General features: G+C 55.8%; 15 protein-coding genes. 6 read left to right on the forward strand and 9 right to left on the reverse strand.

Going from position 1 to position 15,933, the window contains the following annotated elements; all coding sequences use genetic code 11:
- Window positions 1-107: 107 nt before the first annotated feature.
- Window positions 108-1,493 carry a DNA repair protein RadA gene (radA, locus tag BXP70_RS02710; protein ID WP_086592455.1) on the reverse strand — a complete coding sequence of 462 codons (1,386 nt, stop codon included), beginning with the start codon at window positions 1,491-1,493 and terminating at the stop codon, window positions 108-110.
- Window positions 1,494-1,763: 270 nt separating this feature from the next.
- Between radA and BXP70_RS02715 the strand changes: the two genes are divergently transcribed.
- The 4 genes from BXP70_RS02715 (at window position 1,764) to BXP70_RS02730 (ending at window position 4,737) form a co-directional block, all read left to right on the forward strand.
- On the forward strand, window positions 1,764-2,573 hold the full coding sequence (locus tag BXP70_RS02715) for a metallophosphoesterase family protein (protein WP_245849452.1): 810 nt from the start codon (window positions 1,764-1,766) through the stop codon (window positions 2,571-2,573).
- Window positions 2,574-2,576: 3 nt separating this feature from the next.
- Entirely contained in the window at window positions 2,577-3,182 is a 606-nt protein-coding gene (locus BXP70_RS02720) for a hypothetical protein (protein ID WP_086592457.1), read from the forward strand.
- Window positions 3,183-3,293: 111 nt separating this feature from the next.
- A complete protein-coding gene (locus BXP70_RS02725; protein WP_245849455.1) occupies window positions 3,294-4,142 on the forward strand; it encodes a metallophosphoesterase family protein in 849 nt (282 codons plus the stop codon).
- On the forward strand, window positions 4,126-4,737 hold the full coding sequence (locus BXP70_RS02730) for a hypothetical protein (protein ID WP_086592459.1): 612 nt from the start codon (window positions 4,126-4,128) through the stop codon (window positions 4,735-4,737). Before BXP70_RS02725 ends, BXP70_RS02730 begins: the two co-directional genes overlap by 17 nt.
- A gap of 51 nt (window positions 4,738-4,788) precedes the next feature.
- Here BXP70_RS02730 and BXP70_RS02735 read toward each other — a convergent pair whose 3' ends face one another.
- Window positions 4,789-6,171, reverse strand: a complete 1,383-nt coding sequence (locus BXP70_RS02735) for a lysophospholipid acyltransferase family protein (protein WP_086592460.1) — start codon at window positions 6,169-6,171, stop codon at window positions 4,789-4,791.
- A gap of 236 nt (window positions 6,172-6,407) precedes the next feature.
- On the opposite strand from BXP70_RS02735, the gene BXP70_RS02740 reads away from it, so the two are divergent.
- Complete coding sequence (locus tag BXP70_RS02740) at window positions 6,408-7,409, forward strand: tetratricopeptide repeat protein (protein ID WP_086592461.1); 1,002 nt, start codon at window positions 6,408-6,410, stop codon at window positions 7,407-7,409.
- Between the two features lie 29 nt (window positions 7,410-7,438).
- Complete coding sequence (locus BXP70_RS02745) at window positions 7,439-7,732, forward strand: SelT/SelW/SelH family protein (protein WP_086592462.1); 294 nt, start codon at window positions 7,439-7,441, stop codon at window positions 7,730-7,732.
- Window positions 7,733-7,871: 139 nt separating this feature from the next.
- Here the strand turns inward: BXP70_RS02745 and BXP70_RS02750 are convergent, their stop codons facing one another.
- The 7 genes from BXP70_RS02750 to BXP70_RS02780 form a co-directional block, all read right to left on the reverse strand.
- On the reverse strand, window positions 7,872-8,957 hold the full coding sequence (locus BXP70_RS02750) for a chorismate mutase (RefSeq protein ID WP_086592463.1): 1,086 nt from the start codon (window positions 8,955-8,957) through the stop codon (window positions 7,872-7,874).
- A 10-nt stretch (window positions 8,958-8,967) separates the two neighbouring features.
- Window positions 8,968-9,810 (reverse strand): prephenate dehydrogenase, encoded by an 843-nt coding sequence (locus BXP70_RS02755; RefSeq protein ID WP_086592464.1) that lies wholly within the window; start codon window positions 9,808-9,810, stop codon window positions 8,968-8,970.
- 3 nt (window positions 9,811-9,813) lie between these two features.
- Window positions 9,814-11,001: a pyridoxal phosphate-dependent aminotransferase gene (locus BXP70_RS02760; protein ID WP_086592465.1), complete on the reverse strand. Its 1,188-nt coding sequence runs from the start codon at window positions 10,999-11,001 to the stop codon at window positions 9,814-9,816.
- Between the two features lie 47 nt (window positions 11,002-11,048).
- A complete protein-coding gene (locus BXP70_RS02765; RefSeq protein WP_086592466.1) occupies window positions 11,049-11,879 on the reverse strand; it encodes a prephenate dehydratase in 831 nt (276 codons plus the stop codon).
- Between the two features lie 559 nt (window positions 11,880-12,438).
- Window positions 12,439-13,446 (reverse strand): EthD domain-containing protein, encoded by a 1,008-nt coding sequence (locus BXP70_RS02770; RefSeq protein ID WP_086592467.1) that lies wholly within the window; start codon window positions 13,444-13,446, stop codon window positions 12,439-12,441.
- 225 nt (window positions 13,447-13,671) lie between these two features.
- A complete protein-coding gene (locus BXP70_RS02775) occupies window positions 13,672-14,739 on the reverse strand; it encodes an SDR family oxidoreductase (RefSeq protein WP_086592468.1) in 1,068 nt (355 codons plus the stop codon).
- A 176-nt stretch (window positions 14,740-14,915) separates the two neighbouring features.
- On the reverse strand, window positions 14,916-15,821 hold the full coding sequence (locus BXP70_RS02780) for a helix-turn-helix domain-containing protein (RefSeq protein ID WP_086592469.1): 906 nt from the start codon (window positions 15,819-15,821) through the stop codon (window positions 14,916-14,918).
- Window positions 15,822-15,933 lie beyond the last annotated feature (112 nt).

The following is a 15,933-nucleotide window of genomic DNA, read 5'->3' on the forward strand; positions in this document are numbered from 1 at the left end:
AAAGACAATTCAGTACGGCAAGATAATTTTTCTAAATCAGGAAAGTACAATCCAAGCAGGTTCTTTTTTCGTATGCAGCTACCCTGCCAAAATTTTGCAATAGCTGCTTAGCCGAAGATTCCACTCAAAACTTCATCTAATCGGCCCAATGGATGCACGCGAATACCGTACCGACCTAGGTCGAGGCCCCGTGCGTTAAACTGCGAAATGTACATTTCCTGAAAACCTAGCTTCTCAGCCTCCGATAGCCGTTGATCTAGGCGACTCACAGCCCGAATCTCCCCGCTCAACCCTACTTCGGCGGCTAGGCACACATCAGCTGACAAGGGTAAGTCGTTGAGCGACGACACCACCGCGGCGCACACCGCGAGGTCGAGGGCTGGATCTTCGAGACGCAAGCCACCCGCAATGTTCAAGAACACGTCGTGCTGCCCAAGGCGCAACCCGCTCCGCTTTTCCAGGACCGCTAGCAGCATGTTCAGGCGCTTTGAGTCGAAGCCAGTGCTGCTACGCTGCGGCGTACCGTATGTAGCTGGGGTCACCAGGGCCTGGACTTCTACCAGCAGCGGCCGGTTTCCTTCCAGGGTTGCCCCGATGGCCATACCACTCAGTGTTTCGGCGCGCTGCGACAGCAAAATCTCCGAGGGGTTCGATACTTGCCGCAAGCCGGAGCCTTGCATCTCATAAATACCTAGCTCGGCCGTGGAGCCAAACCGGTTTTTGATGGTGCGCAAAATACGGTAGCTCAGGTGCCGGTCGCCTTCAAACTGAAGCACCGTATCGACCATGTGCTCCAATATCTTAGGGCCGGCAATGGAGCCATCCTTGGTGATGTGGCCAATGAGAAGCACCGGCACGCTCGTCTCCTTTGCGTACTTCAACAGCTCGGCCGTGCACTCACGAACCTGCGACACCGACCCCGCCCCAGACTCGACTAGTCCCGACTGCAGCGTCTGGATGGAGTCGACGATAACAACGTTGGGCTGAAGCTGATCAATCTGCCGGAAGATATTCTGGGTGTTCGTTTCAGTAAGAATATAGCAGCTCGGGTGCTGGTCGCCGAGGCGCTCGGCGCGCATTTTGATTTGCTGCTCGCTTTCCTCACCCGAAATGTAGAGCACTTTGAGCTGACGTAAGCTCATGGCAATCTGCAACATCAGCGTGCTTTTGCCAATACCTGGCTCGCCCCCGATAAGCACCAAGGAGCCCGGCACAAGCCCGCCCCCGAGCACACGATTTAGCTCCCCATCGTTGGTGTCAAAGCGGGCTTCTTCTTCGTAATGGATATCGGTGATGATGCGCGGCTTTGCGGTCGTACTGGCGCCAGGAGTTGAAGTTGGCGGTTTCCAGGAGCCTGCTGCTTTGGTATCTTCTTTCTGCACTACCTCCTCCACGTACGTATTCCACTCACCGCAACTTGGGCAGCGACCAATCCACTTGGCGGACTGAGCACCGCAATTCTGACAGAAATAAAGGGTTTTTAACTTCGCCATGCAGGAGATAGGGTAAAAGGATATAATGCGCAACGACGAGGGAAAGTTTGACAAAAAATAGATTTTTCACGGACAGTTGCTGCTTTTTTGTCTTCTACCAAGAGCTAGGTTTTTTCACTTGAATAGTGTTGTACCGGTCAAAACTCATTGGTTTTGCGGCGCTACGGTTGCACTCTAAACATCTGCCCCGGTTGGGTGGTATGATTACGTGCGCTTCTCTTATCAGAGAAGCCCTTTTCGCCTCCTTATATGGCAAGTCCTTCCTTTTCTATGCTTCAGGCCACTCTTTTTGGGGGTGTGGCACTGCTGCTAAGTAGCTGCGAGCTGCTAGAGTTTAGCCCCAACGATGTACGGGTTTCGGATACCCAACAAGAGCTAACCCGCAAAAACCTAGCACGATTAGCGGCACAGCCCAAGCCAACCGGCGGCGATACGCTTCGCTTCGTTTTTACAACAGACTCGCAGCGCTACTACGATGAGCTAGATCCGCTCGTAAGCAGCATTAATCAGCAGCGGGGAGTCGCTTTCGTTTTGCTCGGCGGCGACATTTCCGATTTTGGTCTCAGCCGAGAAATGACTTGGGTACAGGAGAAACTTGACGGCTTGCAAGCTCCGTACCTCACCGTCGTGGGCAACCACGACCTCGTGGGTAATGGCCGCGCCGCCTATCAGAAGCTGTTCGGGCCGCTGAACTACGCCTTTACCTACGGCGACACGCGCTTTATTCTGGCTGACACCAACGGCCGTGAGTATGCCTTCAACGGGCAGGTACCCAACGTGCCGTGGCTGCAACAGCAGCTCGCCGATACGGTAGGAATTCGTCGGCAAATAACGGTTTGTCACGTGCCGCCTTTCAATGAGGACTTCGACCCCGCGTTAACGGGGCCTTTTGCCCGCACGCTGGTTCAGGCACCTAGGTTGGTCTTCAACCTCAGCGGCCATATCGACAAGTTTGGCGAAAGTGAGCCGTACGATGACGGCGTCACTTACATCAGTGGCTATAGTGTTCAGCAGCGACACTACCTCCTGCTCACCTTGTGGGGGCAAAAGCACTACAAACTCGATGTAATAGCCTACTGAGTTATGCGCACTTATTCTCTGATTATCAGTTTTTTGCTGTTCTGCTTATCAGGCCATGCTCAGGTGACTGAACCTAGCCGCCAGCCATGGTATGTGCCAGAGCATGCCGTACTGCAAACGGCCGGCGGCATTGGGATGATAGCAGGCGGGGTAGGCTACGCACTCGGGGCGCACCGTCGCTTCGACGCCGATGTACTGATTGGCTACGTACCAGGCACGTACACAGGAGACCGTGCTTTCGGCATTTTCACGCTTAAGGGCACTTACTCGCCTTTCACTTTGCCGGTGGATACCCATTGGCAGATCAAGCCACTAGCAATCGGGGCGCTAATTAATTACACGCCTTCCCAAATGTTGAACCGCTCCCGCGACGACAAATACTCGTACAAGAACTACTACTGGTGGGGGTCGACGGTGCGGCTAGGGGCCTTTTTAGGAGGCCGCGTGGGCTACGGATTTAACACGCGAACCGGCCGCAAGCGGGTAGCTTCCGCGTATTACGAGCTAGGTACCAACGATTTGTATTTTGTCAGTTTGCTTACCAACACGAAAGGATTGGCTCTCGGTCAAATTTTAACTCTTGGCCTGGGCGTTAAAGTGGATTTCTAGGAGGCCCTTATTTCTGAGACTACCAGGCAGAACATATTGCCGATTTTTCTAGTACTAAGCTGTGCGCTGGTAGCGGAAATCGGGTTCTGTAAGCGCGGCTTCGCAATCGAGATGAGAAGACTACTACGCAGACTATTAGAGCCTTGGATGCAGGTGAGCGGCCTTTTGGGGATGTGCGCGCTGAGCAGTTGCGGCTTGCTGGAATTCAGCCCCAATCAAACCTTGGTACCCGCTGCCGAACGGCAGCTTACCACCCAAAACCTCATTCGCCTGACGAGCCGCCCTAAGCAGGAGAGCGACACGTTGCGTTTCGTCTTTATTGGTGACTGTCAGCGCTTTTACGATGAGGCCGAAGATTTTGTAGCTAGCGTAAACCAGCAACGCAAGATTGACTTTGTCATCATTGCGGGCGACATCTCCGACTTTGGCTTGGTGCGCGAAATGCGCTGGATTCATCACCGCTTGCGCAAGCTGAATGTGCCGTATCTGACCGTTATCGGCAACCACGATGAGGTAGGCAACGGCCGGGCCGTGTACGAGAGTGTCTTCGGCCCGCTGAACTACTCTTTCGTGTACGGCGGCACCAAGTTTATCTGTTTGGATACCAATGGGCGTGAGTATGGCTTTCAGGGCCAGGTACCCGACCTAGGTTGGCTAGGTAAACAACTGGCTGATACCGCCAACACACGCCGCAGCATTGTTCTGTGCCACGTACCACCCACCGACGAGGACTTCGATCCGAACCTAGTGCAGCCATACGCGCGCACTATCCGCAGCAGTCGGCAACTAGTTTTTCACCTGTCGGGCCACATTCACCGCTTCACCAATGGGCAGCCCTTCCACGACAGCGTACAGTATCTGACGGCGTATAATTTCCGGAAGCGGCACTACAACATTCTGTCGGTGTGGGGTCGGCGGAAGTTCAACCTCGAAACCGTTGCCTATGCGCCCGCACTTTAATGCACTGTTAATCTTGGCCTTGTGCTTGCTTGCCACGGCGGCACAGGCCCAGAATGACCCGACCCCCGACCGGCACGGGCCCTTTTTCCTAACCGTACAGATAGGCGGCGGTCAGGGCTTGGTAGCTGTAGGCGGGGGCTTTTGGCTGGCGGATCAGAAGCTAGAGCCGGAGGTACTGGTTGGGTACGTGCCGCCGTCAGTTGGCGGGCGGGCAATGGCTATATTCACCCTGAAAACCACCTATACGCCCTATTCCCCAAGCTTGCAAAATGGCTGGCAAGTGAGCCCAGTATCGATAGGAGGCTTTGTGAACTACACCACAGGCGAGCAGTTTTTCTTGACCAATCAATCGGCAGGCCGTTACCCTAAAGGCTACTATTGGTGGTCGCCGGCAGTGCGGATAGGAGCGTTGGTCGGCGCCCGGATTACACATGAAGTGGTGGGCAACAACCTGAATGGGTTGCCACGCCGCACCACGCTCTACGGCGAGTTGAGCACCAACGATTTACACCTAGTTAGTAAGTTCACCAACAAGTCCTTAAGCTTACCCGAGATTCTAACCCTAGGGCTAGGGTTGAAAGCAGGCGGGCGGTAGCGTTTCTAGATGAGAGAGTACTCTACTTAGTCTGTACGTCACTCTTCGTATCTACCTGCTTATAACGTCGCTAGTCGCTTTCAGGTAAGCAGTGCGTGCTTCATCGAGCAGGCGCAGAATAGCCGCACGCTGTTGGAATAAATTCTCCGCTACTGGTCGCTGTTGCCGAAACAAGTGCCACGCGCGCAAGCGCCGGACCCTAGCCTCAAGACTGTTCCAGTAGCTGAGCGCGTAAAAACCGGCAAAGGGCAAACTAAGCGTGTAAAGCGTCGTCCAGCGCCAATCATGGGTAAGATGCTGAACGAGAACCGTCTGCGCGGCATAGCTCAGAGGAAAGGTGAGCATGCCCACTACTAGCATAATAGGGGCGACAAACGCCACGTCGTTGGTGGCTCGCTTTGCTACAAGCGAAGGCAAGATGTACGGTATGTAATTGTTAATCAAGCCGTAAAGCCACACTGGCGCACCTAGCGTCAGCTTTAAGAGGGTGCGAAGAGCACGAGCTAGGCGGCCTTCTTTGGAGCTAGGTTCCAAGGCTGCATCAGTGAGGCGCAGGCGGTCGAGGTGGAGCAGGTAGGTGGTAAGCTGGCTGCGCACCTGTTGTAGCTGATCGGGGTCGTGCTTCTCAAAAAAGGCAACGGCTTCTAGCAGCGTGCGACTGAGCTGGAAGTTGTCATACAGCGTTTCCTCATCATCGGCAATCAGGTGATTGGTGAACGTGTCTTCTACTTGTTGCACCAGCCTATCCTCGGCCGCATCGCGGGTGATAACGAGGCGGCGCTCAAGGCGCAAGCGAATTTCTTCGGTCAGGGCATCAGCCGCAGCCTCTGGATCTTGTTGATAAGCAGCCGCGTAGTTAGCCACCACGATGGGCGGCGCGATATTTACGAGCACATCGGAGCGGAAGCGAGTAGGGTCGAAGTAGTTGATGCCTACTGGCAGAATATGCAGCCCTAGCTGAAAATTATGGCGAGCCTCAGCGCCCAGCGCAATGCGAGCCGCTCCAGTTTTGAGGGGCCGCAGCCGACGCTCCGAGATGCTGGTACCTTCTGGAAAGATCATGACCGTGCCGCCCTGATCCAAGTAATCGTAGCTGCGGCTGAAAGCGGCTTCGTTGCGGCGAGCTAGCTCAGCCGGCGTTACAGTACTATTCGCATCTACATCCTGCCGCCGGTAAATCGGGATAGAATTGCCGGAGGTCATGATCCGGCGCAGAACCGGGTTCTGGAAGAAGGTGCTCTTTGCCAGAAAAGCCACTGGGTCGCGCCGGTGAATGGCGACGACTAGCGGGTCCATCAGAGTATTCGGGTGATTAGCAGCAATTAACAGCGGACCAGGCAGTTGCAACCTCTCCCGATGCCGCACTTCTAGGCGGTGAAAGAAGATACGTAGCGCAAGCTGCGCCACGGGTTTCATAAGGGTGTAAAAGAGCATCGGGGCGGGGCGGGAAAGCGGGGTAATTTAGATCTTGCGCGAGCTAGTCGTCGTACATGATACAAAATCCGTAGTATTTTTCGGGGCTACTCCGTTACGGGAATAAGCATTCTATCGTCTTCAACGTTTGATGGAGTAAACCGAATTCATAGTAAAGGAAAGCCAGTGCGCAGGCCCTAGCTTCCCGAACTTGCCTTCGAGCGTACTACCACGCATTTTTCTTGCCTTTTTCTTCCATGCGCTTTCTTCTACGCACTCTTGCTACCTGTCTGCTTCTGACTAGTACGGCCTACGCTCAGACCAACATGGCTGTGCTCCACAAGGCTGATGACCTCGTCGCGCAGAAAAAATATGATACTGCCTTCCGCATGCTACAGGAGTATGATCCGCATAACACCAAGCTAGCGGTGGTACTAAAGAAGGAGGAATACGCGCTTAACTACAGTATTGCTACGCGCGAATACCACACCTTCACCTTCAAAGACTTACCCATCCTAGAAACCCTGGACGACAACCGCTATAAGGATGGCGTTGGGGGCACCATCTACCGCTTCCGGGTTGGCCGGGCCCTCGATTCACTCAAGCGCCGTTACCCCAAAAACTACAAGCTCGACCGGGGCCTAGGCGACTACTATTTCAGCTTGCAACAGTGCGATTGTGCCGAAAAAGGCATCCTGGAAGACGACCTTTTCCCGCTCATTATCAAGCACTACGGTGTAGCGCACGACAATGGATACGGCGATTATTACTCCTACTTTGCTGTGGGCTATGCGTATCAACGCCTAGGTCAGTTCAAGCAAAGCGTGGCGCCGTTCCTGCACTCCATTGACCTGCGCAAAGACTTCCCGCCGACGCACCTCAACCTAGCTTTCGTGTACTTAGAGTTGAAGCAATACGATAAGGCCCGCGAGCAAGCCACACTGGCCCGCGACCAGTTTCAGGATGATCAACCCAAGTCGGACGCGGCCTTTTTGCTCAGCGAAATTGAAGACCGGATCAAAGGCATCGGGGTGAAAACGGCGAGTAAGCCCAACGCCCGCAGCACCAAGATTGGCTCCCGCCCCAAGTCGCCGTCGGCCAGGAATTCTACGAAGAAACCTGATCTGAAAGCGGCTCCCAAAGACTCAACGGCGACCAAGCCTGCCACTAGCCCAGCGCCCGCCGCTGCTGATGCGCCCAAGTCCGCGCCAGAGGCAGCACAGCCGGAAAACAAAGACAAGAACACTGATAAGCAATAACCTAGGCTCCCTACTCGAAGCATCCGTCAATGCCTACGCCCCGCGTCGAAATAACGTATTGCACCCAATGCCGCTGGCTCCTGCGCGCCGCTTGGATGGCGCAAGAACTGCTCACTACTTTCGACACCGAGCTAGGCGAAGTGGCGCTAGTACCTGGCACCGGTGGCATCTTCGAGGTACGACTGAATGAGGAGTTGATCTTCTCGCGCAAAGAAGCTAGCCGCTTTCCAGAGTCGAAGGAATTGAAGCAGCTCGTGCGCGACCGTATCTCGCCGGACCGCCACCTAGGTCACAGCGACCGGCCGGTAATCACAGGTAGTTGATTGATTGATAGTAAAATAAAAAAGAACGTCATGCTGAGCTTGCCGAAGCATCTCTACTGCCACAGTAACTAATTACTACTGCGGTAAAGATGCTTCGGCAAGCTCCGTATGACGTTCTAGAATTAGGCAGCTGGCAAACTTAGCCGTTCATCACGCGGTTCTGACGGTTGATCGATTCTAGGTGAATAGCATCCAGATACTTATGGATGAAATCTTCGGTCAAACCTAGCTTGGCGCCTTTGGCTACGCCGCGGTCAATTATTTCGCTCCAGCGGTTGGGCTGCAAGATGGTGATGTTGTTCTCCTTCTTGTAGGTACCGATCTTCTCGGCCACCGCCATGCGGTTGCTGATGAGTTGTAGAATCTCGTCGTCGAGGTGGTTAATCTGCTGGCGTAGCTTCTCCAGCGCGGTCAGAAACTCCTGCTTATCCGTGGTTTCCTGACGCCACACGAGGCCGTCGAGTAGCTCGGCGAGGCGCTCAGGCGTTACTTGTTGCTTAGCGTCGCTCCACGCATTATCGGGGTCGATGTGCGACTCGATCATCAGACCGTCGAAATCGAGGTCGATGGACTTCTGAGCGAGGCTCTGCAACACGTCGCGGCGGCCACCAATGTGGCTTGGGTCGCAGATGAGCGGCATATCGGGCAGGCGGCGCTTCATCTCGATGGGCAGGTGCCACATCGGGGCGTTGCGGTATTCGGTGTTGCCGTAGTTCGAGAAACCGCGGTGAATCAAGCCGATGTTCTTGATACCCGCCTTCGCAATACGCTCTACGCCACCCATCCACAGCTCCAGGTCGGGGTTGATGGGGTTCTTGATGAGCACTGGGATATCCACGCCGCGTAGCGCGTCGGCTACTTCCTGCACCGAGAATGGGTTTACCGTCGTACGGGCCCCTATCCACAGCACATCTACGTCGAAGGCTAGGCAGTCCTCAACGTGCTTAGCCGTAGCTACTTCCACCGTGATGGGCAGACCTGTTAGGTCTTTGGCTTTCTTCAGCCAGGGCAAACCCTTCGTGCCAATACCTTCGAACAAGCCGGGCTTGGTGCGGGGCTTCCAGATGCCGGCGCGCAACATGTCTACCTTGCCGGTAGCCGCTAGGCGCGTGCAGGTTTCGATGGTTTGCTGCTCGGTTTCGGCGCTGCAAGGGCCCGAGATGATGAGTGGCTTTTTGCGGATGAGGGGCTGCTCGGCGGCGGCCACGGGTGCGGTTTGTTCCATGGTTTATAAACTACTTCAAGATTTTACGGATGAGGTTGGCTTGGTGAATCAGGTCAGTCACCGCCGGGTAGTTTTCCTGCGCAATCAGGTCGCGCATGTGTTGTAGTTGGCGCAAATGTTCGTCAAGTACGTCGAGCACGTTCGTGCGATTTTGGCGAAAGATAGGCACCCACATAGCCGCAGAGCTTTTGGCCAAGCGCACAGTCGATTCAAAACCGCCGCTGGCTAGCTCAAATATACGTTGCTCCTCCTTTTCTTTCTCCAAAACGGTGAGAGCCAAGGCAAAAGAAGTGATGTGCGAGATGTGCGAAACGTAAGCCGTGTGCACATCGTGCTCGGTGGCTCCTAGGTACACGAGGCGCATGGGCAGCTGCTGAAACACGCTTTCTACCAAGGCCACTGCATCCGCATCGCTGCTCTCAGCGTCGCAGATCACGAGCGTCTTGCCATCGAACAGGTGCGGAATGGCGGCCTCCGGGCCTGAATATTCAGTTCCAGCCATGGGGTGAACGGCGACAAAACGGCCGCGTTTGGGGTTGTCTTTGATGGCTTCCAGAAGCTGTTGCTTCGTAGAGCCCACGTCGATAACTACTTGCTTATCAACCAGCGCCAGCACCTGCGGTAACACCGTGAGCATGGCGTCCATGGGCACGGCCACGACTACCAAGTCGGAGCGATGCACGGCGGAAGCTAGGTCGTCGGTGACTTCATCGACCAAGCCTAGCTCCAAGGCTTTCTGTTGGTTTTCAGGATTACGGTCGAGGCCGATGATGCGGGAAGCAATATCCGTTTGCCGCAAGCTCAACGCCAGCGAACCGCCAATCAAACCGATTCCGATTATGGTAACTACCATTTTCTAAACGCTAGCGGAGCTAGGTTGCAAGGACTTTACAATGCGCTCCAGAGCAGCGCGAAACACGTTTTCAGGTTGGCAGAGGCTGATTCGCACGAAGGCGTTGCCGTTGCTGCCGAAGATGCCACCAGGCGTGATGAACACGCGGGCTTCATGCAAGAACTTGTCGCTCACGGCGTAACCATCAGCGTACCCCTCCGGGATAGAGGCCCACACGAACATGCCGGTTTGCTGGCGGTCGAAGGTGCAGCCGATGGTGGTGAGCAGCTCATACACCAGCTCGCGGCGGGCGCGATAGTGCTGGTTTAGCTCCCGATACCAATCAGCACCTAGCCCCAGGGCGGCTACGGCGGCCCGCTGCACCGGAAGGAACATACCCGAATCCATGTTGCTCTTGAAGCGCAGCACGTCTTGCAATAAGTCGGCGCGGCCTACTAGCATGCCCACGCGCCAGCCGGCCATGTTGTGCGACTTGCTCAGGGAGTTCAGCTCCAGCACTACGTCCTTCGCGCCGGGTGTGGCGAGTAGGCTAGTGGGGTTGTCGTTGAGAATGAAGCTATACGGGTTGTCGTGCACCAATAGGATGTTGTGCGCTTTCGCAAAGGCAACTAGCTCCGCGAAGAACTCCGGCGTGGCTTGGGCGCCGGTAGGCATATGCGGGTAGTTCACCAGCATCAGCTTCGCGCGGCTTAGGTCACGCTGGGCTAGGTCCTTTAGGTCGGGGAGCCAGCCGCGTTCGGCCGTGAGGTCGTAGTCCACGATGGTGGCGCCACTCAGCTGAGCCGCAGCACGATACGTTGGGTAGCCAGGGTTTGGAATCAGCACTTCGTCGCCTTCCTGTAGGAACGTCATGCAGATGTGCATGATGCCTTCCTTCGAGCCTAGCAGCGGCAGCACTTCCGTGTCAGGGTTCAGCGTCACGCCGTAGCTGCGCTCGTACCAGTTGGCCATGGCCTCACGCAAAGCGGGCACGCCTTTGTAGCCTTGGTAGGCGTGCGTGTTCGGCAGCTCAGCCGAATCCGTTAGCGCTTTGATCACGCTGGGGTGCGGCGGCATGTCGGGGCTGCCAATACCTAGGTTGATGATGTCGGCGCCGGCTTTGTTCAGCCCCTCGATTTCGCGGAGCTTCTGAGAGAAGTAGTATTCGCCGGTGTGCGCTAGCCGTTGGGCGGTGCTGATTTGTATGGTCATCTTCGTTTATCGGTGCTAATCGTAGCCTAGGGTTAAACGCTTGATTTCTAGTAAGTCTCTCCTTTGCGGTACACCCCGAGCACGCGCACGCTGTCGGTCACGGGAGCTATGTCTTCCAGCACTTGTTCGAGCTGCTGGGCGTCGTCGAACTCTAGGTCGGCGTGGAAGTAATACTGCCACGTATAGCCCGGCCGCGGATACGACTGAAGCTTGGAGAGGTTGATGCCACGGTCGGCGATGCGCACCAACACCTTGGCTAGGCTACCCTGCTGGTGGTCGGTGTGGAAGTACAAGGAGGCTTTGTTGGCGTTGGCCACCGGCTTCGCCTTCTCGGCCCGCTCCACTACCAAGAAGCGCGTGTAATTCTGGTCGTCGGAGTGAATGTCTTCCGCTACGATATCCATATCGAACAGCTCAGCGGCAAGGCTGCCCGCTACGGCGGCGGTACCAGTCAAATGCTGCTCGCGGATGTTCTTGGCACTTAAGGCTGTATCCTCCGTCTCTACTAAGCGCCAATCGAGATGCTCGCGCAGGAAAGCCCGGCATTGGAGCAGCGCCATCGGGTGCGAGTGTACTTCGCGGATATCCGTGAGCGACTGGCCCGGCAGCATCAGCAGGTGCTGGCGAATGCGCAGGTACACCTCGCCGGTTACGCGCAAGTTGGCTTGTTGCAGCAGGTTGTAGTTAGGTAAAATGCTGCCGGCTATGGAGTTCTCAATTGCCATCAGGCCGCAGTCTACTTCCTCGCTGGTCACTTGTCGCACCACTTCCGAAAACGTGGCGCACGTCGCGAACGTAATGTCCGTCCCGAAATAGTGGCGGGCGGCTATTTGGTGGAAGCTTCCTTCGAAACCCTGGATGGCAATTTTGGGACTCATGACGGTTGAAAGTGATAAGCAATAAAAAAGGGCTTCCGCGGTGCGGGGCCCTTTTCGTTTGTGTTTCCTAGCTCAGGAGTTACAAAGGAGGGCCCGCTTCTTCCGGTAAAAGAAGAAGTAAAAGCCGTAGTAAAAAGAAGCTAGGAATTTCATTCGGTGTACTGTTTTCTGGTAACAAAAAAGCGCTTCCTGTGAGCAGGAGGCGCTTTTCGTGTTCTGTATGACTATGCTACAAAAAGGCCTCGCTGCTATGCTTTCGCGTAGTAGAAAAAGTAGCTAAAAAAGAAGCGGGCCGATTGGGTAGGCATGAAATTGCAATGCTTGATGGGCTAAAAGTGAGAAAAGCTTTTTGGAAAAGCAAAAAATAATTGTGGAGGTGGAGATGAGAATGTTACGTTTTGCGCATCGTTGAACAACTCGCGCCTACCGGTCCGACGCCCTAGGCATCCGACCGATTGCTGGTGGAGTAACCTATGGCCGCTTAAATCGTGCAGACATTAACAGACGACAACCGGTCGGACGCCCTAGGGCGTCGGACCGGCAGGCGACATTTTCGTACTTAGCGCTTAGTAGCCAGTTCGGGCAAGAGCCGGTTGATTACACTGTACGTGATACCCGTCCAGAACTCTGACTGGGCTAGGTCCGTGAACGACGCCTCATCTGCCTCAATCGTCTGGTAATCATCTGACACGAGGAAGTCCTCTACGTCGTTCATGCTGGCGAACGATAGCACCGAAATAGCATCCATCAGGCTGCCTTCGGGGTCATACTGCGTTGAGCCGATGTTGTGGAGCTGGGCGTAGCGCCGCACGTAGGTGTGCGTAGCTGCCTGTGCGAGTACCACTTCTGCGTGCTGGTTGAGCAAGCGTTCTTGGAACGCCTCCCGCGTGAGCTCTGGCTTGCGATAGTGAATTTTGACCAAGCTGATGGGGTCGCGGTGCGTAGGGCTCGGTAGCAGAATGTATTCGCGGGTAATGGAGCGCGTGACCATACGAAAGGCCGTTTGCTCGTCGGCTACCACGCGCTTGTCGTACTGCGGCTGCTTGAGCACACGGTTGATGTCGGCTTCGGCGGCGTAGGCAATGTATGCAAAGCCGTCCCAGCGCGGGCGCTGATAGGCAGGAACGCGCGCGTAAGGATCAGCAACTAGCTTTTGATCGTCCGTCACCATGGCGTGGTAGGGCGGGCGGAAATACGACGAGGGGCCGCCTGCCACGCGGTGAATTTGGTCGTAGCGCAACACGGGCTCCGAGGTGCTGCCCGGTTCTTCGTAGGCAAACTTGGGCCCGTGCACCTTCCGCCAATATTCGTCCCAGTGTTCATATCCTAGGTTAGAGTCGGCCTCCAAGGCTATTTCAGCGGGTTCGGCATCGGGGTTATCGAGTGAGTCGCCGTGCTTGCTGCGGGTAGCGCCTTCGTCTTGCGGCCGCACGCTGCGAGGCGTTGCATCGGCCCGCGTCAGGAAAGTAGGGGTGACGATAAGCGGCTCCGTCGTGGTCTGATATGTAGCGCGGTAGGGTGGACGGTGGCGGTTATCGGCCTGTGGGTCTTCGGCGGCGTTAGACATAAGTAGCTTGAAGAGAAGTAGTAAAATATAACCTAGACCTAATTCTAAATCTAGAAGCTAGTTCCCCTCCTTTTTTAAGGAGGGGCTAGGGGTGGTTCAGCTAGAGCTAGGTTTTAGTTTCTAGTAACCTTTCAACGACCTTAACCACCCCGCCCTTCGGGCACCCCTCCTTAAAAAAGGAGGGGAACTAGCTTTTAGCTTTAGACCTAGTACGCGCTACAGGCACTATGGAATCAGCCGATCAGTGCGCAATTGCGCAAACAGATCGAAGAATGAATCCTCTGTGGGCTGGTATTCGAGGAAGCCTAGTTTGCGGCTCTTCGACATATCTGTCATTACTTCCAGCGGACGACCTAGGTCGAGGTCGGTGTGCCAAGCGGAGGCTAGCTTATTTAGGTCAGATTCAACTAGTTGGTGACGAGCAGCCATGTCGCGCCACAACTCAGCGTCGCCGGCTATTTCCTCTTCCAGTGGGTGTACCGTGCCATCAAAGCTGCGGGCTTCAACGCCGAACCAATCAGCTAGGCGGCCCCAGAGCCAGCTCCAGCGGAAATAGTCGCCATTGACGATGTTGAAGGCTTGGTTGTGAGCCGCTTCCGTGGTGGCAGCCCAAGCTAGCTGCTTGGCAATGATGCGGGCATCGGTTACGTCGGAGAGGCCGTTCCACTGCGCTTCCGAGCCAGGCCACTGGAACGGGCGGCCGGTTTCCTTGCAAATGCTGGCATACACAGCTAGCGTAGTGCCCATATTCATCATATTACCCACCGCCTTACCGATGATGGTGTGCGGGCGGTGAATGCTCCAGGTGAAACCGTCGCGCTCCGCGGCCGCATACACTTCGTCTTCCTGGGCGTAGTAGAAGTTATCAATATCAAGCCGCGGCAACTCCTCCCGGAAGGGCGTAGGAGGCAAGGTGCCGCCCTTGGCATACGCCTCAAATGGCCCTAGGTAATGCTTTAGGCCCGTGACCAACGCCACGTGCTGCACCGTATGCTTAGGCGAAAGCGCCGTTAGAACGTTGCGTACTAGAGCGCTATTCACGCGAATATTCTCAACCTCGTTTTCTTGCCGCATCCAGGTTGTGATGAAAACGTGCGTGGGGTTCACGTCGGCGAGGGCCGTTTCGAGGGCGGCGGGGTCGAGCAAGTCGGCGGCGACGGGGTGGAGGCTGGGTACGTCGGTTCTGGGGCGGCGCGCGAGGCCGTAAACGGTCCAGCCCGTGGTGAGCAGTTCGTTGGCGAGGTTGCTACCAACGATACCGCTAGCACCAACGATTAAAGCAATTTTATCCATGATATAGAGGAGGTTAAAAAAGACGCCCGCGAGTAAGTAGCCACAACGCCGTTCTTGTATACGGCAGGTTGCTCCGCTGGTCCGACGCGGCGTTGCGTTTTGCAACGCTGCGCCTTCTCAAGGCGCTCAGCAAAGCTAGGCGCCCGCTCTTCCTCCTCTTTGTATCAAGTGCCGAACTATTTGTACGTCGCGAATTGCATACGGTAAGCCGAAGGCGCTTGTCCTGCTGCCTGCTTGAACCAGCGCGAAAAGTGCGCAACATCGTAGAAACCTAGCCGATAACCCAGCTCACTTACCGGCAAGTGCGTGCCCGTGAGGAGGACTTTGGCTTCCGTGATTACCTTTTCCTTAAGCAAGCTAGCTGCACTCTGCCCCGTCGCTTGGCGGCACAGTGCGCTCAGGTGCTTCGGCGTCACACACAAAGCATCGGCGTAAACTTCTAGAGTCGCAGCGGGCTCTCCGGCGGCGAGGCGCGCTTCTATTAACTGCTGAAATTGTTGCACCAGTGACGCCTGGCTAGCGGCAACTGCTGGTGACGGAGCAAGTGCGTCCCACTCCCGTAAGTCGGCGAGCAGCAGGCGCAAGTGGTGGCGGGCCTTTTCCACTTGGTGCTGTTGGGCGCAGAGTTGCTCGCCGCTTTGGCGCAGCGCGGCATACTCGGCCTCCGTGCAGGCATGATACACGTATGGGGCCGCACCTGAGAGCACCGCATGTAGCTGATAGCCCGGCAGCAACCCCGCATTATAAAACTCGGCGGAGAAAAAGCAGTAGAGCCCAGTTTGAGGTCCGTCGTGCAAATGCCAACTCAGGGCAGTACCCGGCTTGACAAGTAGCACTGAATGGGGCGCTACCGTTATTTCCTCATCGTTCAGGTAAAACGTGCCTCCCCCTTGCTCCACCATCGACAGCTTGTAGAACTGCCGCCGGTGCAGCTCCATATGCTGGCGGCAGGTGGCAAACTTGTCTTCGCGGCGGTACACCACGAGCTGCTCCAAGGCTTCGCTGGGTACCGGTTGGAAGCTAGGTTCCTCGGCTTGCGGGTAGCTGCCAAACGGGAAGATTGGAATGGGAGAGTGTTCCATTCCCTGTAAAACTCGCAGGTGAGAGAATGGTTACGCCTGCCGGTGCGAAGCCGAAGTGGCCGACCGACAGGCGCGCATTGGTCAACGATACGCGAGGCGCAGACTTCGTGCT

This window comes from Hymenobacter crusticola (genome assembly GCF_002154225.1).
GTDB lineage: Bacteria > Bacteroidota > Bacteroidia > Cytophagales > Hymenobacteraceae > Hymenobacter > Hymenobacter crusticola.